19 protein-coding genes are annotated in these 21,573 nt (G+C 34.8%); 8 read left to right on the forward strand and 11 right to left on the reverse strand.

Features of this window, described 5'->3' with window-relative positions; all coding sequences use genetic code 11:
• Positions 1–32: 32 nt before the first annotated feature.
• The 6 genes from BKM63_RS08810 to BKM63_RS08835 all read left to right on the forward strand — a co-directional run bounded on the left by BKM63_RS08810 (position 33) and on the right by BKM63_RS08835 (position 9,457).
• On the forward strand, positions 33–1,502 hold the full coding sequence (locus tag BKM63_RS08810) for a glycoside hydrolase family 30 protein (RefSeq protein ID WP_071636224.1): 1,470 nt from the start codon (positions 33–35) through the stop codon (positions 1,500–1,502).
• Positions 1,503–1,526: 24 nt separating this feature from the next.
• Positions 1,527–2,984, forward strand: coding sequence for a glycoside hydrolase family 30 protein (locus tag BKM63_RS08815; RefSeq protein WP_071636225.1), 1,458 nt, complete (start codon positions 1,527–1,529; stop codon positions 2,982–2,984).
• 24 nt (positions 2,985–3,008) lie between these two features.
• Positions 3,009–4,766 (forward strand): cellulase family glycosylhydrolase, encoded by a 1,758-nt coding sequence (locus tag BKM63_RS08820; protein WP_071636226.1) that lies wholly within the window; start codon positions 3,009–3,011, stop codon positions 4,764–4,766.
• Between the two features lie 178 nt (positions 4,767–4,944).
• Positions 4,945–5,784: an endonuclease/exonuclease/phosphatase family protein gene (locus BKM63_RS08825; RefSeq protein ID WP_071636227.1), complete on the forward strand. Its 840-nt coding sequence runs from the start codon at positions 4,945–4,947 to the stop codon at positions 5,782–5,784.
• Positions 5,785–5,787: 3 nt separating this feature from the next.
• Positions 5,788–7,212, forward strand: coding sequence for a glycoside hydrolase family 30 protein (locus BKM63_RS08830; protein WP_071636228.1), 1,425 nt, complete (start codon positions 5,788–5,790; stop codon positions 7,210–7,212).
• 13 nt (positions 7,213–7,225) lie between these two features.
• On the forward strand, positions 7,226–9,457 hold the full coding sequence (locus tag BKM63_RS08835; protein ID WP_071636229.1) for a glycoside hydrolase family 3 N-terminal domain-containing protein: 2,232 nt from the start codon (positions 7,226–7,228) through the stop codon (positions 9,455–9,457).
• Between the two features lie 51 nt (positions 9,458–9,508).
• Here BKM63_RS08835 and BKM63_RS08840 read toward each other — a convergent pair whose 3' ends face one another.
• Both BKM63_RS08840 and BKM63_RS08845 read right to left on the reverse strand, forming a co-directional pair.
• Entirely contained in the window at positions 9,509–11,530 is a 2,022-nt protein-coding gene (locus BKM63_RS08840; protein WP_071636230.1) for a DUF3857 domain-containing protein, read from the reverse strand.
• 218 nt (positions 11,531–11,748) lie between these two features.
• Complete coding sequence (locus BKM63_RS08845) at positions 11,749–12,018, reverse strand: hypothetical protein (RefSeq protein ID WP_242661121.1); 270 nt, start codon at positions 12,016–12,018, stop codon at positions 11,749–11,751.
• A 291-nt stretch (positions 12,019–12,309) separates the two neighbouring features.
• On the opposite strand from BKM63_RS08845, the gene BKM63_RS08850 reads away from it, so the two are divergent.
• Entirely contained in the window at positions 12,310–13,065 is a 756-nt protein-coding gene (locus BKM63_RS08850; protein ID WP_071636231.1) for an NUDIX hydrolase, read from the forward strand.
• Positions 13,066–13,093: 28 nt separating this feature from the next.
• Entirely contained in the window at positions 13,094–13,417 is a 324-nt protein-coding gene (locus tag BKM63_RS08855; protein ID WP_071636232.1) for an MmcQ/YjbR family DNA-binding protein, read from the forward strand.
• A 1-nt stretch (position 13,418) separates the two neighbouring features.
• On the opposite strand, the gene BKM63_RS08860 is transcribed toward BKM63_RS08855, so the two are convergent.
• The 9 genes from BKM63_RS08860 to ahcY form a co-directional block, all read right to left on the reverse strand.
• Positions 13,419–14,027, reverse strand: coding sequence for an alpha-ketoglutarate-dependent dioxygenase AlkB family protein (locus tag BKM63_RS08860; protein WP_071636233.1), 609 nt, complete (start codon positions 14,025–14,027; stop codon positions 13,419–13,421).
• Complete coding sequence (locus BKM63_RS08865; protein ID WP_071636234.1) at positions 14,014–14,259, reverse strand: Ada metal-binding domain-containing protein; 246 nt, start codon at positions 14,257–14,259, stop codon at positions 14,014–14,016. The genes BKM63_RS08860 and BKM63_RS08865 overlap by 14 nt, the downstream gene beginning before the upstream one ends.
• Positions 14,260–14,325: 66 nt before the next feature.
• Positions 14,326–15,039 carry a 2OG-Fe(II) oxygenase gene (locus BKM63_RS08870; protein ID WP_071636235.1) on the reverse strand — a complete coding sequence of 238 codons (714 nt, stop codon included), beginning with the start codon at positions 15,037–15,039 and terminating at the stop codon, positions 14,326–14,328.
• Positions 15,040–15,094: 55 nt separating this feature from the next.
• Positions 15,095–15,937: a bifunctional helix-turn-helix domain-containing protein/methylated-DNA--[protein]-cysteine S-methyltransferase gene (locus BKM63_RS08875; protein ID WP_071636330.1), complete on the reverse strand. Its 843-nt coding sequence runs from the start codon at positions 15,935–15,937 to the stop codon at positions 15,095–15,097.
• A 137-nt stretch (positions 15,938–16,074) separates the two neighbouring features.
• A complete protein-coding gene (locus BKM63_RS08880) occupies positions 16,075–16,539 on the reverse strand; it encodes a GNAT family N-acetyltransferase (RefSeq protein ID WP_071636236.1) in 465 nt (154 codons plus the stop codon).
• Positions 16,540–16,556: 17 nt separating this feature from the next.
• Positions 16,557–16,889, reverse strand: a complete 333-nt coding sequence (locus BKM63_RS08885; protein WP_071636237.1) for a DMT family transporter — start codon at positions 16,887–16,889, stop codon at positions 16,557–16,559.
• Between the two features lie 51 nt (positions 16,890–16,940).
• A complete protein-coding gene (locus tag BKM63_RS08890; RefSeq protein ID WP_071636238.1) occupies positions 16,941–17,225 on the reverse strand; it encodes a hypothetical protein in 285 nt (94 codons plus the stop codon).
• A 276-nt stretch (positions 17,226–17,501) separates the two neighbouring features.
• Positions 17,502–19,820: a patatin-like phospholipase family protein gene (locus BKM63_RS08895; protein ID WP_083572200.1), complete on the reverse strand. Its 2,319-nt coding sequence runs from the start codon at positions 19,818–19,820 to the stop codon at positions 17,502–17,504.
• 229 nt (positions 19,821–20,049) lie between these two features.
• Positions 20,050–21,366: an adenosylhomocysteinase gene (gene ahcY / locus BKM63_RS08900; protein ID WP_071636240.1), complete on the reverse strand. Its 1,317-nt coding sequence runs from the start codon at positions 21,364–21,366 to the stop codon at positions 20,050–20,052.
• Between the last annotated feature and the right edge of the window lie 207 nt (positions 21,367–21,573).

Here is a 21,573-nt window from a genome sequence, read left to right on the forward strand (position 1 = left end):
TTTAATTTAAAATAAAGTTTTTTGACGTAACAATGAAAACCATCCATAGAATCTTATTAGTATCAATATTAATCTTGCAGGTTAGTTGTCTGCCATCAAAAACTGCAAATGGAAGCATTGTTTCTGCATCCAGATCAAATAAAAAAATCACGGTTTTTACTACAGCCGAAAATACTGATTTAAGATTATCATCTTCAGATAATTTTATTTCAGAACCATCTTCACAACAAACAAAATCAACAGTTTCTATTACTTTAGATACTGAAAAAACAGATCAGACTTTTCTGGGAATCGGCGGCGCCATTACAGATGCAAGTGCCGAAGTTTTCGCCAGACTATCTCCAAAAAAGCAAAAAGAATTTCTAACAGCTTATTACGATAAAAATAAAGGGATTGGCTATTCTTTGGCCAGAACCAATATTCATAGCTGTGATTTTAGCAGTGAAAGTTATACTTATGTTACTGAAGGCGATAAAGATTTAAAAACCTTTAGTATCGATCACGATAAAAAATACCGAATTCCATTAATAAAAAGTGCAATTGAAACAGCCGGCGGAAAACTAACTTTATTTGTCAGTCCATGGAGTCCCCCAGCTTTTATGAAAGACAATAATGATATTTTGCACGGCGGCGTTTTGTTGCCTGAGTTTGCGCAGTCATGGGCAAATTATTATGTTAAGTTTATCAGAGCATATGAAAAAGAGGGAATTCCGGTTTGGGGATTAACGATTCAAAACGAGCCAATGGCAAAACAACGTTGGGAATCGTGTATCTATACTCCGGAGGCGGAAAGAGATTTTCTGAAAAACTTTTTAGGACCAACTTTAGAAAAAGAAGGACTTGGAACTAAAAACGTTATCATCTGGGATCATAACCGCGGCGATATGCTGAATAAAAGAGCCAATCTTGTTTTTTCAGACCCTGAAGTTTCTAAATATGCATGGGGAATTGGATTTCACTGGTACGAAACCTGGAACGGAGGAACTCCAAAATTTGAATCAGTTGGAGAAGTACACAGAGATTTTCCAAACAAAAATTTACTTTTTACAGAAGGCTGCATTGAAAAATTTGATGCTTCTAAATATCAGTTCTGGGGAAATGCAGAAAGATATGGACTTAACATGATTAACGATTTCAATAACGGAACTGTGGGCTGGACAGACTGGAACATTCTTCTGGATCAAAACGGAGGACCAAACCATGTAGGTAATTTTTGTTTCGCACCCATTCACGCAGATACAACAAAAGACGAATTAATCTATACCCCGATGTACTATTACATTGGACATTTTTCAAAATTCATTCGCCCTAATGCAAAAAGGATAATCCAGACTGTAAGCGATAAGAACTTAATAAGCACCTCTTTTAAAAACTCTGATGGCAAAGTTATTACTGTTGTCATGAACCAATCAGAAAAAGAGATTGTTTATAACATAATAAACCACGATTTGCAAAATACTATAACTATCCCGGCACATGCTATGCAGACTATTGTGTACTAATTACTGACCTAAAAAACTACTAAAATGAAATGTAATTTTAAAAATACTATCAAGGCATTGTTCTTTACAATTGCAGTATTTGCTCAAGTCAAATGCTCTTCTTCAAACGATGCCGCCGATCCTGGACCGCCTCCAATTTATCCGGAAATTAAAAGCGATATTGATTTCTGGCTTACAAAGGGAGATCAAAGTGTTTTATTGGCAAAACAAAATTCAGCTTTAGCATTTGGAACAACGAGCAATACTTTTGCAAATATTGAAGTAAATGATTCGCAAAAATATCAGACAATTGATGGTTTTGGATACACCCTGACCGGTGGAAGTGTTGATGTAATTAATCAGTTAAATGCATCAAAAAGAACGGCGCTTTTGCAGGAATTATTCGGCTCTGACCAGAATTCGATAGGCGTAAGTTATATCCGAATCAGTATTGGAGCTTCTGATTTAAGTGCGGATACTTTTACCTATAATGATCTTGCAGCAGGTGAAACAGATTTGAATCTGGCTAAATTTAGTTTAGAAAAAGACAAAAATCTGATTGCCATGTTAAAAGAAATTCTGGCAATTAATCCTAAAATTTTAGTTTTAGCAACACCCTGGACAGCGCCGCTTTGGATGAAAGACAAAAACAGCTTTGTGGGAGGAAAACTAAGCACTCAATATTATGATGTTTATGCGCAGTATTTTGTAAAATATATTCAGCAGATGAAAGCCCAAGGCATTACAATAGATGCCGTAACACCTCAAAACGAGCCTTTACATGACGGAAATAATCCGAGTATGTATATGTCCGCAGCAGAACAGGCCAATTTTATAAAAAATAATTTAGGTCCTGCTTTCAAGACAGCCAATATCACAACCAAAATTATTGCTTATGATCACAACTGCGATAATCCCAATTATCCAAAAGCAATTTTGGCTGATACTGATGCATTTCCTTTTGTAGACGGATCTGCTTTTCATTTATATGCAGGAAATATCAATGCACTTTCTGATGTGTATAATGCATATCCAACTAAAAATATCTATTTCACAGAACAATATACAGCATCAACCGGCGACTTTGGCGGCGACTTAAAATGGCATCTTAAAAATGTTGTTATTGGTTCAATGAGAAATTACAGCAAAAATGCATTAGAGTGGAATTTGGCTAATAATGCTTCTTTTCAGCCTCATACACAAGGTGGTTGTACAACATGCAAAGGTGCAATAACTATAACTTCAAACGATAATTTTCAGCGAAACGTAGCTTATTATATTATTGCCCATGCTTCAAAATTTGTTCCGGCAGGTTCTCTTAGAATTGCAAGTAATATTAGCGGAAATCTGCAAAATGTTGCTTTTTTAACCCCATCAGGATCAAAAGTATTGATTGTCGAAAATGACGGAAACGCAGCTGAAACCTTCAATATTAAATTCAACGGAAAATGGGTTGCAGCGACACTGGATGCTGGAGCTGTTGGAACTTTTACATGGAAATAGAATATCAAATTAATTACTTTTCGCATGAAAAAAATACTGATAATAGTACAGCTTTTAATTTCGATTGCTTCTTTCGGACAGGGATTTTTACATAGAGACGGACAAAAGATCGTTGATGGAAACGGAAAGAACATTATTTTGAGAGGTTTAGGTCTTGGCGGATGGATGGTGCAGGAAGGATATATGCTGCAGACCCAGCCTTTCGCGAGTCCGCAGTATGTCATCAAACAAAAAATTCAGGACGTAATTGGAGAGCAGGGAACAAAAGAGTTTTATGCTGCCTATAAAGCAAACGGAATTACAAAACGCGATGTAGATTCTCTTGCAAAATGGGGATTCAATTCAATTCGTCTTCCTATGCACTATAATCTTTATACACCGCCAATTGAGCAGGAAAAGAATGGTGAAATAACCTGGACTGAAGAAGGTTTCACCATGACCGATAATTTATTGAAATGGTGTGAAGCGAATAAAATTTATTTGATTTTAGATTTACACGCTGCTCCGGGCGGACAAGGAAATGATGTTGCAATTTCGGACTACGATACCACAAAACCTTCATTATGGCAAAGCGAAGCCAATCAGAAAAAAATGATTGCTTTATGGAAAAAACTGGCTTCTCGATACAGAGACAGCCAATGGATTGGAGCTTACGATATTATCAACGAACCAAACTGGAACTTTACCGGATCGAATAAAAATGGCTGTGATGAAAACTCAAACGGCCCTTTAAGAGATTTAATGGTTGCCGTTACCAAAGCAATCCGCGAAGTCGATACCAATCACTTAATATTTATTGAAGGAAACTGCTGGGGAAATAATTACAATGGTATTTTTCCTTTATGGGATGATAACATGGCATTAAGTTTTCATAAATACTGGAGTTATAATACTAAGGAATCCATCCAGAAAATGCTGGATTACAGACATCAATATAATGTGCCAATTTGGTTAGGTGAAAGTGGCGAAAACTCAAATGTTTGGTTTAAAGATGTTTTGACTTTAGTAGAAAGCAACAATATTGGATGGGCTTTTTGGCCAATGAAAAAAATCGAAAATATTGCCGGCGTAACTTCTGTAACCAAAATTCCGGAATACGATATTTTATTGAAATACTGGAAAGACGGCGGAGAGAAGCCATCAGCCGATTTTTCGAAAAAAGCATTGATGAAAATGGCCGATAATTACAAAATGGAAAACGTAACCGTTAAACCGGATGTAATCGACGCCATGTTTAGACAAGTACAGACCAACGATACAAAAGCATATAAAAAACACTTAATTCCTGGCAAAATTGCGGCAACGCATTATGATTTAGGAACAAACGGATATGCTTATTCTGATATGGATTTTGTGAATTACAGATCAGAAACGAACAAATTTGAAGATTGGAATAAAGGTAACACAATGCGCAATGATGGTGTCGATATTCTGCCTTGCAAAGACGCCGGGTCAAATGGTTATCAGGTTTCCTTTATTGACGATGGAGAATGGCTTCAATTTACTGCTCAGGTTAAAAAACAAGGTAAATACAATGTCGCGATTCGTTATTCAAGCGAGAATTTAGAAGGAAAACTGTATTTACAAACAGCAGACGGAACAAAATCCAAAACAATAATACTGCCCGTAACCGGAGGAAATGAAAAATGGAAAACCATTACTTTATCTGATGTTGAATTGAATGCAGGAGAAAACAAGATTAAAGCAGTGTTTGAAAAAGGAGGTTTCAATTTGAATTATCTGGATTTTTCAGATAATAAAAAAGGGAACTCTAAAAAATAGCATAAAAATTCATGCGGAATTAATTATGTAAGAATTTTGAATTGATAATTTGTAAGTAAACAGCGATGATATATTTAATATTGATTATTCTAATACACATAATTAACATAACTTTTAAATAAGTTTTTTTCTTTAAGGCTTTAGAAACACTAGCTTTACGGATTAAAATTTTTTAAACATGAAAAAGATAAACAAAATTATTTTAGTAGTATTCCTACTTTTTGTAAGCGGATCATTTTATGGTCAAAATTTAAAAATCATGACCTACAACATTCGTTTAGATGTTGCTTCTGATGGAGAAAATGCATGGCCAAAACGAAAAGATTATTTTGCTTCTCAAATACAATTTTACAGTCCGGATGTTTTTGGGGTTCAGGAAGCAACGCCGAATCAAGTAACAGATATTGCATCAGCTCTGCCAAATTATAACAAATTTGGAGTAGGGAGAGAAGAAGGAGGAACGGGCGAGGCGTGTACGATTTATTATAAAAAGGACCGCTTTAAGGTAGAGCAGTCTAATACATTTTGGCTGTCAGAAACTCCAAATGTGGTTTCGAGAGGTTGGGACGCAGCCTGTAACAGAGTTTGTACCTATGGACTTTTTAAAGATTTAAAAACTAAAAAAACGTTTTGGGTTTTTAATCTTCATTTGGATCACATGGGCGAAGAAGCGAGAGTAAAAGGAGTACAGCTTGTTTTGAAAAAAATAAGCGAATTGAATACAAAGAAATATCCGGCTTTTTTAATGGGAGATTTCAATTCAGAGCCTGATACAAAGCAAATTGCAGAAATTAAAAAAGTAATGGATGATACAAAAGAGGTTTCAAAAGAAAAACCTTTTGGGCCATCGGGAACGTTTAACGATTTCAAACACAACGAACCGGTAACGTTATTACTTGATTATATTTTTGTTTCAAAGAACAGTGGATTAAAAATTCAAAAACATGCAGTTCTAAGTGATTCTAAAGATTTAAAATATCCATCGGATCATTTACCTGTTTTAATAGAAATAGATTAAAAAATGAAAAACATCAACAAAAAACTTCAAATCCTGCTTTTACTGCCTCTTATTGCAGTGCAGATAAAATGCGGATCTTCACAAAATGTAGTAACCAATTCTGGTAAAGCGTCGTCCTGGATTACAACTACTGATGAATCTTCAAAACTTAAAAAACAAGAGGATTTAGTGTTTAGTTCAGAAACAAATTCAAACCAGACTATTGAAGTAAATCCTTCTGAAAAATTTCAAACCATAGAGGGTTTTGGATTTTCGCTAACCGGAGGAAGTGCTCAGGCAATTTTAAAACTGGACAAAGCAAAAAAAGAAGCCCTGCTTCAGGAATTGTTTTCCAGAAAAAAGGATGCAATTAGTTTGAGTTACCTGCGTATTAGTATTGGAGCTTCAGATTTGAATGAGAAAGTTTTTTCGTATGATGATTTACCAGAAGGTCAAACCGATTTAAAACTGGAAAAATTTGATTTAGGTCCGGATTTAAATGATGTTGTGCCTTTATTAAAAGAGATTTTAGCCATAAATCCGCAAATAAAAATTATGGGTTCACCGTGGTCGCCTCCGGTTTGGATGAAGGATAACGGAAGCTCAAAAGGAGGAAGTTTACAACCTAAATACTATCAGGTTTATGCTGAGTATTTTCTAAAATATATTGAAGCAATGAAATCGCACGGAATTGTTATTGACGCGATTACACCACAAAATGAACCATTGCATCCGGGAAATAATCCAAGTATGTACATGACGGCAGAACAACAGGCAGATTTTATTGGTAATAATTTGGGTCCCGCTTTCGCGAAAGCCAAAATCAAGACCAAAATTATAGTTTACGACCACAATTGTAACAAACCGGAATATCCTTTGACTATTTTAAAAGATGCAAAAGCGAATCCTTTTGTAGCGGGTTCAGCATTTCATTTATATGAAGGAGATATCAGCGCATTGTCTACTGTTCATGATGCATTTCCAAACAAAGATTTATATTTTACAGAGCAATACACAGGCTCAAAAAGCAGTTTCGAATCTGATTTGAAATGGAGTGTAAAGAATGTTGTAATTGGTTCAATGCGTAACTGGAGTAAAAATGCACTTTCTTGGGGATTAGCAAATGACGAATATTACAAACCATTTACCCCAGGCGGATGCTCAACTTGTAAAGGCGCTTTAATGATAGACCATGCTCAAAATATCAAAAGAGAAGTAGGGTACTACATTATTGGTCATGCGTCTAAATTTGTTCCGGAAGGTTCTGTTAGAATTGGAAGCAATATTAGCGGCAATTTATACAATGTTGCTTTTAAAACACCATCTGGACAAACTGTCCTAATAGTAGAGAATGATGGAACTGCAGCAGAAACATTCAATATAAAATACAATCAAAAACAAATTTCAACTACCTTAAACGCAGGTGCAGTGGCCACTTACGTTTGGTAATCAAAATTAAACTATGAAAAAATTAACCACATTTGCCTTGTTGATGGTCACGTTTTTTGCGGCCGCGCAACAGGAAACAATCGATCAAAAAGTAAATGCTTTATTGAAGAAGATGACCCTTGAAGAAAAAATAGGGCAGCTTAATCAATATACAGGCGATAATTCGGCAACTGGGCCAATTACGATTAATCCAAATAAACAAGCAGAAATAAAAGCAGGCTTAATTGGTTCGATGCTAAACATCATCGGAACAAAATATACCAGACAATATCAGGAACTGGCAATGCAGTCCCGTCTTAAAATTCCGTTGTTGTTTGGTCAGGATGTTATTCACGGATACAAAACGACTTTCCCGCTTCCTTTAGCCGAAGCGGCAAGTTGGGATTTACAGGCAATTGAATTAGCTGCGAGAGTTGCAGCAACAGAAGCGGCAGCGAGCGGTATTCACTGGACATTTGCACCAATGGTAGATATTAGCCGTGATCCGCGATGGGGCCGTGTTATGGAAGGAGCAGGAGAAGATACTTATTTAGGATCTAAAATTGCATACGCAAGAGTAAAAGGCTTTCAGGGAAATAAACTGGGTGATTTGAACTCGGTTATGGCCTGCGTAAAACACTTTGCTGCTTATGGAGCAGCAGTTGGCGGAAGAGACTATAACTCGGTTGACATGAGTGAAAGAATGTTGTTTGAAACTTATCTGCCTCCTTTTAAAGCGGCTTTAGATGCCGGAGCTGCAACATTTATGAATTCATTTAATGATGTAAACGGAATACCGGCTACAGGAAATGCGCATTTACAAAGAGATATCTTAAAAGGAAAATGGAACTTTCAGGGATTCGTAGTTTCTGACTGGGGTTCGATTGGTGAAATGGTAGCACATGGATATTCAAAAGATCTTAAAGAAGCGGCTTATTCAGCCATTACTGCCGGAAGCGACATGGATATGGAAAGTAATGCTTACCGATACAATCTAGCACAATTAGTAAAAGAAGGAAGAGTTTCGGTTGATTTAATTGATGATGCAGTAAAACGTATTCTTCGCAAAAAATACGAATTAGGTTTATTTGATAATCCTTATAAGTATTCTGACGAAAAGAGAGCCGAAAAAGCGTTGAACAATCCGGAACACAGAAAAGCGGCTCTTGAGGTGGCACAAAAGAGTATTGTTTTATTGAAAAATGAAAATCAGGTTTTACCTATTTCCAAAAGTACCAAAACGATTGCATTCATCGGTCCGATGGTAAAAGAATACAAAGAAAACATGGGCTTTTGGTCTGTTGAGCTTCCAGAAGTAGATTACAATAAATGGATCGTTTCGCAATGGGATGGTTTACAGAATAAAGTAGGCAAAAACACCAAATTGCTTTATGCAAAAGGCTGTGAAATAGAAGGGACCAGCAAAGATGGTTTTGCTGAGGCTGTGGCAACTGCCCAACAAGCTGATGTTGTAATCCTGAGTATTGGTGAAAGACGCGATATGAGCGGTGAAGCAAAAAGCAGAAGCGACATTCATCTGCCGGGTGTTCAGGAAGATTTAGTAAAAGCAATCCAGGCTACAGGAAAACCAGTTGTGGTTTTAATTAATGCCGGAAGACCTCTTGTTTTCAACTGGACAGCTGACAATGTTCCTGCAATTGTTTATACTTGGTGGTTAGGAACTGAGGCCGGAAATGCTATCGCAAATGTTTTATTTGGAGATTACAATCCATCAGGGAAATTACCTATGACTTTCCCGAGAGAAATAGGGCAAATTCCTATTTACTACAATCATTTCAGCACCGGAAGACCGGCAAAAGATGAAGATTCAAAAAATTATGTTTCCGCTTATATCGATTTGAAAAACTCGCCTAAATTTCCTTTCGGATATGGTTTAAGTTATACTAAATTCGACTATTCTGGTTTGAAACTTTCCAGTACAAAAATTAAAAGCAGCGAAACTATTAAAGTTTCATTCCAATTATCAAATGTTGGAAAAGTGGCTGGAGAAGAAGTAGTGCAGTTATATTTAAAAGATAAATTCGGATCTGTAGTGCGTCCGATTTTGGAATTAAGAGATTTCCAAAAAGTAAAATTAAATGCAGGAGAATCTAAAACAATCGAATTTACAATCGACAAAGAAAAGCTTTCATTCTACAATGATAAAATAGAATGGATTGCTGAACAAGGAGATTTTGAAGTAATGATTGGAGCTTCATCAGCAGATATTAAACTAAGATCAGATTTTGAGTTACTGGCAAACTAGTAAATCATAAAAAATGGGGCTTTAAGCCCCATTTTTTTTATAATAGAAATTTTATTTAAGACGTTTCTTGAAATTGAATTTCAGTAGGTTAAGTAAACCTTGTTCGATAATATCAATACCAATTCCAAAATTACTATCTGCAATAGTATGATGATCGGTTCTGAATTTTTCGAAATCCTGTCCAGGGATTTCCAAGTTAGTCAAAGGTTTAAAATCAATAAAAATTGAAGCTCCATTTTTGGTAACTTTTTTACGGCTTGTAAAATCAAAATAAGGATTATTGATGGTGCTTTCCTGAATAGTAAACTTTTCTTCGGTATCTATTCGCTCATCTGTCTGCAGATTTATTTCATATTTTTCATTGTCAAAATTATGCCAAAACGGAATGTCTGTATGCATAAAATCTCTTGCTCCATTTTTTACAATATTTCTATCAAAGTACATTAAAAAGCGATTTTTTTGAGCATCTATAAAATAAGGGCCTTCAATTGAAGCATTGTAGTTAATGGTAAATTCATTTAGTTTTTTATCATCGCTTACAATATCAATTGATGCATCTTTAAAAATTGTTCTAATGTCAGTTCCGTTTCTGTCATTAGAATAATTCAAAGTATAGAATAAGAAATTATTCCAGCTGTCAATAATCTCTCTTTTATTGGTGTTTTTGAAATACTTACGCATATAGTTTGCACGGTTTCCTTTATACGTTGTAGTAAGTTTTAACTGTCCAACATTCTTTTGAGCAGTAAAATCTACTTTTTCATTAATACCATAATAAGAAAATGTATGTGGTTTTTTAATCTGCAGCTGCTGGTTTGGTTTAACTTCTAAATAATGCATAAAATAAATAAACCCTCGATTTTCAATCAATCCAAATTCATCTCTGGTTGTAGCATCGATAAAATAGGTTTGATCCTTATAATCAATTTTTACAATAACATGGTTAAAAGTAAGGAGCGAAGGTAAATAATATTTAATGTAATGATCTGTATTAAAGTTCACTAAAACAACAGAAGAATTAATATTGATATAATCTAGAATTACCTTTAGTAAAACAGATTTTGCTTTACAGTCACCCTGTTTGTTTTCATAAGTTACGGCCGGTTCCTGAGGCTTGTGGCCGTTCATCTCATCGGCGTTAAAAACATAATAAACATGATTTTGAACATAATCAATTGCAAATTGCAATTGCTCATCCTTGTCTGTAATGGCATCCAGTTTTTCGACTAGTTTAGGTGCAAAATCCTTCAGTGAAGATTTATTATAAATTTCTTCATACAGCGGCGAAATATAATTTGATAAATCTGTCCAATTGCTGTCTGTAGCAAAATCTATAAACGGAGCAACTTCTCTGTTGGAGTCAACAAAATTGATAAAATTTTCTTTGTCGATTATAAAACGTTCACCTTGTTTTAAGTAATTAATTTCCGGTTCGATTACATTGCCTTGTTCATCTCTGAAAAAAGTTTTTTTGTAAGCAATTGTTTTTTCGCGGTCATTAATAAAAGTAAATTTATAAGAACCATATGCCCAATAATTATTTGGACTAATCCAAACATATTTTAGGAATTCCTTGCGCATAAAATCACGCTCAGTAAATACTTTTACCCTTGAATCTTCTATAACTAAAACATCATAAAGGCGTAAATCTTTTATTGTAATATTTACTTTTTTATTACTGCTCAAAATACCGCCTTCGCTTTGGTTTTCGCTGTCCAGAACTTTGATTTTCATATCCGGAATTTTATCAACTAAAACTCCTTCTCTCAAAACACTGATTCTATGTATAATGTAGGTTTCGTTTTCTTCAACCACAACATCCATTACAGAAGCACTTTCAAGATTAGAAGGCTCGTTCAGTGTGTAAGCAACACAGGCATATTCACTGTTTTTAATATCACTTGTGTAATATATCTTATCTAGAAAATAGCAGTAATCTCTCCCTTCTTCAACTTGTTTAGCTGAGAAATCAGATTCTTTTATGTGTTCAATGATTTGATCGTCAGTGATAACGCTTGCCCAATCTTCTGGTTTTTGAATTTTATAATTTTCAGCTTGAATTGTATTTTCCATTGTAATAAATTATTGTTTTTGTGGCTTTTAATGAAGTATAATCGTACTTTTATTTCAAACAAATGTAGAGAATTTTATCAAAATTTATGGGGTTGATTTTTAAAAGTAAGCATAATTTTTGCAATAAAAAAAACTCCACCAAAAAGTGAAGTTTAGAGACTTTAATATTTAAAAATTGATTAAGTGAACATAAAAATGTTCAAATCAGTAAGATACTATTATTTTAAGACTGTATGAACAAAGTCCATAGCGCCAATTCCTTTGTAAGAGGCATATAAAGCTTTGTCAAAAGCTTCGCGTTTTGCTTTTTTATCCTTTACCTCAGTTTCAACAATCATTTCGTTGAAAATCCTTTCTTGTTCTTCGCTGTATTTTAACGAAGCTTCTAAAAGATACGTTTTAGAAACAAATCCGAAAGAAGTCCAGATTTTAGTTCTAATTTTTTGGTTGATGTTTTTTAACGGATTGGTAACCATACTCTTTTGCATTAATGTCTAATTTCTTGTCATGTTTTAAAAGAAAACTCAAAATTAGATATTTGTAATCTTTTTCTTTCTTAAAATTTTAATTTTAACAATTTGATGGTCAAATGTGTTATTATGACGCAATGTACTTATTTTTTTCAAACCATTTTGTAATTTTAACTAAAATTGTGATTTATACACTTTTTGTTTTTACTATTAAAAAGACATGCATTATTTAATATTGCTGGTGTTTTTAAAAAATAAAGTAAATTGCATGCCTTTTAGAACGTAAAATTGTATTAATTAAAAAGCCTAATGCTGAAATTTATTATAGAAAATAACGAAAAATACCAGCCTGGACTTTCCATCGATTGTGTGATTTTTGGTTTTCATGATAATCAATTAAAAGTTTTACTAATAAAAGTACCTCACAACGAAAGATGGTCATTACCCGGCGGATTTATTCCGATAGACCAGGATATTGATACAGCAGCCGTGACCATTTTAAACGAAAGAACAGGTGTAGAAGGTGTTTTTTTAAGGCAATTTGCCACCTTTGGAAAAATTAAACGTAATGATAATCACTTCGGAAATGAAGTTTTGGAATATCTAAATATCAGTCCTGAAAAAGGAAAATGGCTTACACAGCGTTTCGTAACAATTGGATATTATGCATTAGTAGATTTTTTAAAAATTCTGCCTACCCGCAGAAACGAGGGGCAAATTATAGAATGGATTGATCATAAAGAAGTTCCGGAACTAATTTTAGATCACAAAGAGATTCTCGATAAAGCCTTAAATACACTAAGAATAGAACTAAATTTAATGCCGATTGGCTATAATTTACTCCCGGAAAAGTTCACAATTCCCGAACTTCAAAAATTGTACGAAACTATTTTAGACAAAAAACTCGACAGAAGAAATTTTCTTCGAAAAATAACGAACATCGGAATCCTGACAAAGCTGGACGAAAAGAAAAACAATGTAGCTCACAAAGCTCCAAACTTATATTCTTTCGATAAAGAAAAATACGAGGAAGTCCTTAAAAATGGATTGAATCAGGGGTGGTAAATTAAGGTTTAACTTAAAAACAGCGATTATGGTTTCAATTGAAAACTTTAGAAAAACAGCCTTATCGTTTGAAAATGCAATCGAAGAACCGCATTTCGAGAAAACTTCTTTTCGCGTTAACAAAAAGATTTTTGCCACTTTTGACGAAAAAAATAATCGGGCGGTTTTAAAGTTAAATGAAATCGATCAATCTGTTTTTTGCGCTTCGAGTGAAATGATTTTTTATCCAATTCCGAATAAATGGGGGAAACAAGGCTGGACCATTGTTGAACTTTCAAAAGTAAGACCGGAAATGTTTGAAGATGCTTTGTTGCTTTCGTATCAAAATGTAGCTCCAAAAAAGAAGAAATAACTTATCGTACAATAGTTCTAAAAGTCAAATTTACTCTAGGTTTTGATGTTGTTTTAGTTGGAGGCAGCCGATGGAGCCAATGCGTTTGTGTTTCGTCTTTCATAACCAATAAACTTCCATGTTCTAAGATTAAAGAAACGGTTTCTTTAGAATCTTTATGCTTGAAAGAAAATTTCCTTTCGGCACCAAAACTCACTGAGCCTATGGCGCCGTTCTTCTTTAAATCTTTTTCGGCATCGCTGTGCCAGGCCATTCCTTCGTCACCGGAGTGATATAAATTGAGCAGACAAGAATTGAAAGTTTCTCCTGTTTCCTGCTCAATAATAGTTTTTAATTCCAGAAGTTCCTTTGTCCATGGGAGTGCTTTTTTTGTGGTATTAGAATAGGTATATTCAAAACCGGAATCTCCATACCAGGCAACTTTTCGTTTGGTAATAATTAGTTTTCCGAAAATAATAGCTTCGTCATTTTTCCATTCAATGGTATTTAAAAACACATCCAAATAACGATTGGATTCTTCTCTCGAAAACAATTTGCCATAATAATTTACGGTTCCGTCTTTTGGAAGAAGATTAGTCGTTTCGTTAGTTTCGGGATTAAATAAGTCCATTTTTCCAGTTTTTATATTCGGTTTTCATGCAATGTCCGCAAGGCCTGAAACCATTTTGTCTGGCTTCATTTTCAGAAGAAAAGAAAACCCGGTTTTCGCGTTTCATTCTTTTTCCCGAAGCACATTTGAGAGTTCCGTAGATTTTTAATTTTTGGTTGCCGCCAAAACAAATTTCGCCATTTTTAATTTTATTTCGCAGATTTGAATCTGAAATTTTAGTGTGTCTAATCATCATAATTTGATTGGCATTATTGTACAGATATACTGGGGTTCAAAACGCTGTACGCAACTTTGAACCTTAACTTAACGCATCATGAAAAATAATCCCCAGCGTATATCTTTCTCCAGAATGAACTTCGCTTACACCATGTTTCATATTCACGCGATAATAACCTTTTGTACCTTTTATAGGTCGGAAATTAGTTGTGAAAACTAAAATATCTCCCTTTTTTGGTTTCAATACAATTGCTTTCGATTGTGCTCTTGGTGTTTGCTGTGTTAGTACAAATTCACCTCCGTTAAAATCTTGGTCAGGTTCAGAAAGAAAAAGCACAATTTGGAGTGGAAAATAAACATCACCATACAAATCCTGATGCAAGGTATTGAAACCGTTTTTTCCGTATTTAAGAATCAAAACCGTGGCTTTTAACTGATTATTGTCGTAACATTGTTTTAATAATTCTTCGTGTTTTTCAGGAAAAACAGTATTGATATTTAGGGCTTTCATCCACGCATTAGCAATTGGAGCTAATTTTGGATAAATCGAAGATCGAATGTCCTGAATCAAATCTGGTAAAGGATAATTAAAATATTTGTATTCGCCCAAACCAAATCGATAGCGTTCCATTACAACTGTTTTTCGATATAAATTAGGATTATCATAATCGAATTTTAAGTCTTCACATTGTTCATTGTTCAATATATTTGAAATAATAGCAAAGCCATTTTCGTGCATAGATTCGGTGATGCTTTCCCAATTCTGAGAAGCAATTTTAGATTGTATATTTTGCATAAAAAATTTTAGGTTGAGATTTCTTTCGCGACGAAAAAATGATATTGGGATTTATTTATGGGTTTACCTGCGCGCCTTCCCAGCCTATAATTGCCGTTTTTCGCGTATTTCCCCACATATATCCGCCAAAAATTCCGGTAGATTGAATTACACGGTGACACGGAATTAAAAACGCAACAGGATTACTGCCAATTGCTGTTCCAACAGCTCTTGAAGCGTTTGGCTTTTGAATTTGCCGGGCAATAGAACCATACGTAGAAAGCTGTCCCATCGGAATTTTAAGCAAAGTTTCCCAGACTTTCAGCTGAAAATTAGTTCCTTTTAAATGCAGTTTTATTTCTGATAATTTACTCCAGTCATTTTGGAAAATGAAAAGGGCATTTTGCTGCGATAAATCCAGTTTTCGGATGAAAGCAGCATTTGGGAATTTGTTTTTTAAATCATTAAATCCTGTTGTTTCCTCCTCGGCGAAAGCCATAAAACAAACACCTTTTTGGGTTGATGCGACAATGATATTCCCAAACGGACTTTCGGCAAAACTGTAGTTTATTTCTAGATTCTTGCCACCGTTTTTATATTCAGCCGGAGTCATTCCTTCGATATTTACAAATAAATCATGTAATCGGCTTGTGCCCGAAAGACCCGTCTCGAAAGCTGTTTCAGAAATTGTTGCCTGATTTTCTTTGAGTAACTTTTTAGCGTGTTCCAGACTGGTGTATTGCAAAAATTTTTTCGGACTTGTGCCTGCCCAATCGCTGAAAAGTCTCTGAAAGTGAAACGGACTCAAATGCACTTTTTCGGCAACCTCATCAAGATTGGGCTGTTCTTTAAAATTGGCTTTGATATAATCGATCGCATCTGCAATACGATTATAGTTAATGTTTTCCTGTGTGTTCATTTTCATTCAATTTTATAAGGCAAAGATCGATTGGTTTTTGCGGGTATAAAATCCGAAACTTGCGGAAATAGGTTTTTGTTTGTTTTGTTTCAAGTTTCAGGTTTCAACATAACTTGAAACTTGAAACCTGAAACAAACTATTTAAGTTCTTTTTCCATTTTGTAATTAATCAGTTCAATATTCAATCGGATATTTTTTTGCTCAGCTTTTACAACATATCCTTTCTTTTCGAAGAATGGTTTTGCAGTGATGCTGATATCCGAAGTTATAATTTTTGAATGCTGTTTTTGAGCTTCCAGTTCTAATTCGGTCAAAAGTTTGTCGGCAATTCCCTGTCGTTGAAAATCTTTATGAATGTAGAAAAAATCAATATAATTATCATCTTTTAAAGTGCCAAAACCAGCGATTTGATCTTTGATGATTGCCAATAATACAAATTGTGTCCTGATAACTTCAACCCATCGTTCTGTGTTTTTTACGCCGGAAATCCAGGCTGCTATTTGATCGTTATTGTAATCGCTTATGCAGACAGATTGTATGGTTCCGATATACAATTGCTGCATTTCGTTTAAATCTGAAGCTGTGGCTTTCCTGAAATTCATTTTGAATAAATTATATTTTAATGTGCTGTAGTTTTAGAAAAAACATTAATTACAACAACGCCAATTACAATTAAACTCAATCCAATTATTGCTGGTAAATCTGGTATTTCTTTAAAGAAAATGGCACCAATAGCCGTAATTAAAACAATACCAACTCCAGACCAAATGGCATAAGCAAAACCAACAGGAATTGTTCTGATAGCAAAACTCAAAAAGTAAAATGCACCGCAATACCCAATAACAGTAATAATGCTTGGCAGTAGTTTGGTGAATTCCTGTGATTTTTTTAATGCTGAAGTAGCAATAATTTCAAAAATAATGGCAACGAATAAAAATAAAAAATTCTTCATGGTTTACGTTTTCTGCAAAGTTAAGCTTTGTTTGAAACAGAAAGGAATTATTTATCGAATATGAATTTCTTCTTCCTTATTTTTTGCCTCGTCAAAGCAGTCAATGCATAGCATTTTAAAATCGGCTCTGGCCTGAAAAACGTCAGTCCATTCTTCACCATTATCAAGAAGCCATTGTTCGCATGCACCGCACCACGCAATTTGTGGGAGATCTTCTTCGGCTTCTGAGTAGAAGAAACCTGTTTTTTCTTTTGAGTCTATTGCCATGGCAATGTGAATACAGCTGAAAGTCATTTCTTTTGAACCGTGTATGTCACATAAAACTTTTTCGATCATATTTTTTTGTGTTCTGAAGTCCCAAATTTAAACTTAAAATTTCTGGAGTCATAATTAATATGCTGCTATTTAAAGTTCTTGGTCTACGTATGCGTGAGGGATAGAAGCTGACTGCCGAAGCAGTGCGTATAGCCCGATAGCATCCTGATAAGAGGGCTTATAGGCGTGCCGTAATTTTGCCCTCTTATCAGGATGGTGGCACGCCCTAATAAAATTTTAGATTCTTGCGTTTAGATTTTATGCCTGAAAAATCTGATTATATCTAATTGAGTTTTGCTAAGGATTGAATGATAATCCTACGCTGAAAAATAATCTTACTTTGTCGATATTATTGATCCATGAAGTATCAAAGTGTATAGGTCCTAAAATGGATTGATAGGAAATTGCCGCACCTCCTGATATTACCAGACTGGGATCTAAATTTTCATCCCAATTTCCTTTTGGATTAAATGCATGGTCTATATATTCGTTAAAACTATCAAAACCAATAGTTGCAATCTTGAAGTGGGGAGTAACGTAAATTTTTCCGATTATATTTACTTGAGACGCTAGGGTAAGCCCCATAAATTGCATAACATTGAGTTCATCTTCATGCAGTCCGGGAAATGAAAAACGATTACTGCCGGAACTTGGTATAATACCACCAAGGAAATATTGTGTGCCATAACCAAATCCTGAAAACGGAATGTCGTCTTGCTTAAGTTTATCCTGGAAAATAAAATAAGAATCAAATCCTATGATTCCTGTAATTTTCTTTTTTATGGGCAATCTCCTTTCAAAACTCAAACCAAATTTTGTGTAACCATTTGTTGAGCCCGAAAGACGGGTAAAATCTGGGTCGGTAAAAGAGATATTGAGATCCGTAAGGAATGATCGTGCGATATTTGATTTTATAATTGTGCCGTTTCCAGCAAAGAAAACTTTATCCATATCATTGTAAGAATAATGGAGGTTGAGTTCAATATTGTTAAAGCTGTAGTTGCTTATTGAAATGGAATTAGGATTGTATTCGCGATCATATTTTGGTTTTAGATTAGTATAATTATAGTTTAATCCGAAGCCTAAATAGCTTTTCAGGGAATTTATATTTCTGTTAACTTCATTATTGAGTTCAAAAGAATTGTAAAGTACATTGTCTGATGCTCTGCCGTTTATATAAATTTCCTGACGAAGAAAAGCTCCATAAGCTTCAGATATCCACCACCATTCTCTATGCTGTCCAAAATTTTTCTGATAATTGATTCTTGCTTTTGGCTGTTCGGCAATATCTACGGTTAAAAGAAGACGAGATGCATCGGCAAGGACATTTCGTCCTGTGTAGTTAAAAATTATTCCCACACCTCTGTAAGTGTCATAATGTACGGAGGTATTCAGCTGATTTTTGGCGCGTTCAAACCCGAACAATGTAATTCCTAATTTGTCTCCGTCTTTGATGAAGTAGCTGTAGGTAATTTGATCAAAAAGATTTGTACCCATGGCTCTGTTAATTCCGGCTATTAAATCTTTGGTGGTATATTTTACATGTGTTTTGAGGTTTGCCCTTCCAACTACCAAAGGCATATTTTCAGGGCTTATTTTTTTGTATACTATGGTGTCTAAGACAAATTCGTCCGGGATATCGGGCAATCTGTGAATTCGCTGCCTAAATCCTTTTAGTTTATCGGATAATGCAATTAGAGCTGGAAGATTTTGATTTGCTGCGATTTTACCGTCTTTGTAAATTTCGTTACTATCTGCAAAATCTGCTGTAGAGAAACGCAAATTGGGTAGATGATCGACTAATATTGTACAAAGTTCACGATTTGCAGGATTCTTAATATTACTCGGAAACATGCTGGTCTGCATAAGTATCGTCATAAGATTATTTAGTTTATCAATATGTTCCATTCCGCCTCCCACATCACTGCCAATAATAATGTCAGCACCCATTTGCTTGGCAACATCGGTAGGAAAATTGTTTAATACTCCTCCGTCTACTAATACTGTTTTTTCGTAAGGCATGGGTTTAAAGATAGCAGGCAGAGACATACTGGCTCTCATGGCATAAGCTAAACTTCCTTTGCTTAAAATAACTTCCTTGCCTTGTACTAAGTCTGTAGCCATTGCCCTGAAAGGGATAGGTAGACTGTCGAAATCTTTAACATTATATACAGGAAAGGTTAATTCAGAAAGGTATTCTCTTAGATTTTGATCATTTAATAGAGAGCCAACGCTGTTAAGTTTTCCATCTTTGACTCCTATGCCAACTAAATATCTTTGAAATTCCCTTTTTTCTTCTGCACTCACAGATCTCAGTGATTGTCCTCCGCCAAGGAGTTTATCCCAATAGATGTTTTTAGTTATTTTTTCTATGCTGTCACCAGAATATCCCATTGCGTACAAACCGCCTATAATACTTCCCATACTGTTTCCAACAATAAGATCCGGAACAATGTGAAGGGAATCCAATTTTTGTAAAAGAGGGATATGTGCAATTCCTTTTGCACCGCCGCCACTTAATACCAAAACGACTTTGGGTTTCTTTTCCTGAGAAAACATAATGTGCGGAAGACACAATACAAACAATAGGACTAGTAAATAAGATGTTTTTTTCAAGATTACAGTATTTATGTAGTTGAGAAATAGTAACTTATTTTAAATCTTAAAATTAAGCAGTTATTCTTAAAAAGTATGTTTTTTATAGAAAACTTTTTTTTAATTCAGAAATAAGTCTCTCGTTTTTAAAAAGAAAACCCGACAGGTTTTAAAAAGCCTGTCGGGTTTGATATAGATAATCAAAGAAATCTAATCCCGATAATTATCAGGACAGAAATCTAAAATCAATTTAGTATCTGTAGTATTCTGGTTTGAATGGACCTTCAACCGGAACACCAATATAAGCTGCTTGATCGTCACGTAAAGTTTCTAACTCAACGCCTAATTTAGCTAAGTGTAAAGCAGCCACTTTTTCATCTAAATGTTTTGGTAACATGTAAACTTCGTTTTTGTAAGCTGCGCTGTTGTTCCATAATTCGATTTGAGCCAGAGTCTGGTTTGTAAATGAGTTACTCATTACAAAACTTGGATGACCTGTAGCACAACCAAGGTTTACTAAACGCCCTTCAGCCAAGATGATGATATCTTTTCCGTTGATGTTGTATTTGTCAACCTGAGGTTTGATTTCGATTTTAGATGCACCGTGGTTTTTGTTTAACCAAGCCATATCAATTTCGTTATCAAAGTGACCAATGTTACAAACAACAGTTTTGTCTTTCATTTGCTCGAAGTGCTCTCCAAGAACGATATCTTTGTTTCCTGTAGTTGTAATGATGATATCAGCATTCGCAATTACAGTGTTTAATTTTTTAACTTCATAACCGTCCATTGCAGCTTGTAAAGCACAAATTGGATCGATTTCAGTAACTGTTACAATAGATCCTGCACCTCTGAAAGAAGCAGCAGTTCCTTTTCCAACGTCACCGTATCCACAAACGATTACTCTTTTTCCAGCTAACATTAAGTCAGTTGCACGACGTACAGCATCTACAGCAGATTCTTTACAACCGTATTTGTTATCAAATTTAGATTTAGTAACAGAGTCGTTAATGTTGATAGCAGGCATTGGCAATGTTCCAGCTTTTACTCTTTCGTAAAGTCTGTGAACTCCAGTTGTAGTTTCTTCAGAAAGACCTTTAATTCCAGGAACCAATTCCGGGAAACGATCGATAACCATGTTAGTTAAATCTCCACCGTCATCAAGGATCATGTTCAATGGTTTTCTGTCTTCACCAAAGAATAAAGTCTGCTCAATACACCAGTCAAATGATTCTTCGTCAAGACCTTTCCAAGCATAAACCTGGATTCCGGCAGCAGCAATAGCAGCAGCAGCCTGATCCTGAGTAGAGAAAATGTTACAAGAAGACCAGGTAACCTCAGCACCAAGAGCAATTAAAGTTTCGATTAAAACTGCAGTTTGAATCGTCATGTGCAAACATCCAGCGATACGAGCACCTTTAAGAGGTTGTTCGTCTTTATATTCAGCACGAAGCGCCATTAAACCTGGCATTTCAGCTTCAGCTAATTCAATTTCTTTTCTTCCCCAAGCCGCAAGAGAAATGTCTTTTACTTTGAAAGCCACATATGGCGTAGTCGTTGTACTCATTTATAGTATATTTGTATTGTAAAATTTTTGCAAATTTAAGGAATAGCTTTTGAATTTTACTAATTTCTGTCAGATTTGTGAAATCTTTAATTTCTTAATCTCTAGAATGTTAGTTTATAAATCGTTTTAAACCATATAACGGATATAAGTTCATTTAAAAAAGATTCTGAAACTATTACCTTTGCTGCTAATTGCTTATATTTACTA

The sequence above is a fragment of the Flavobacterium johnsoniae genome (assembly GCF_001879205.1).
Classification (GTDB): domain Bacteria; phylum Bacteroidota; class Bacteroidia; order Flavobacteriales; family Flavobacteriaceae; genus Flavobacterium; species Flavobacterium johnsoniae_A.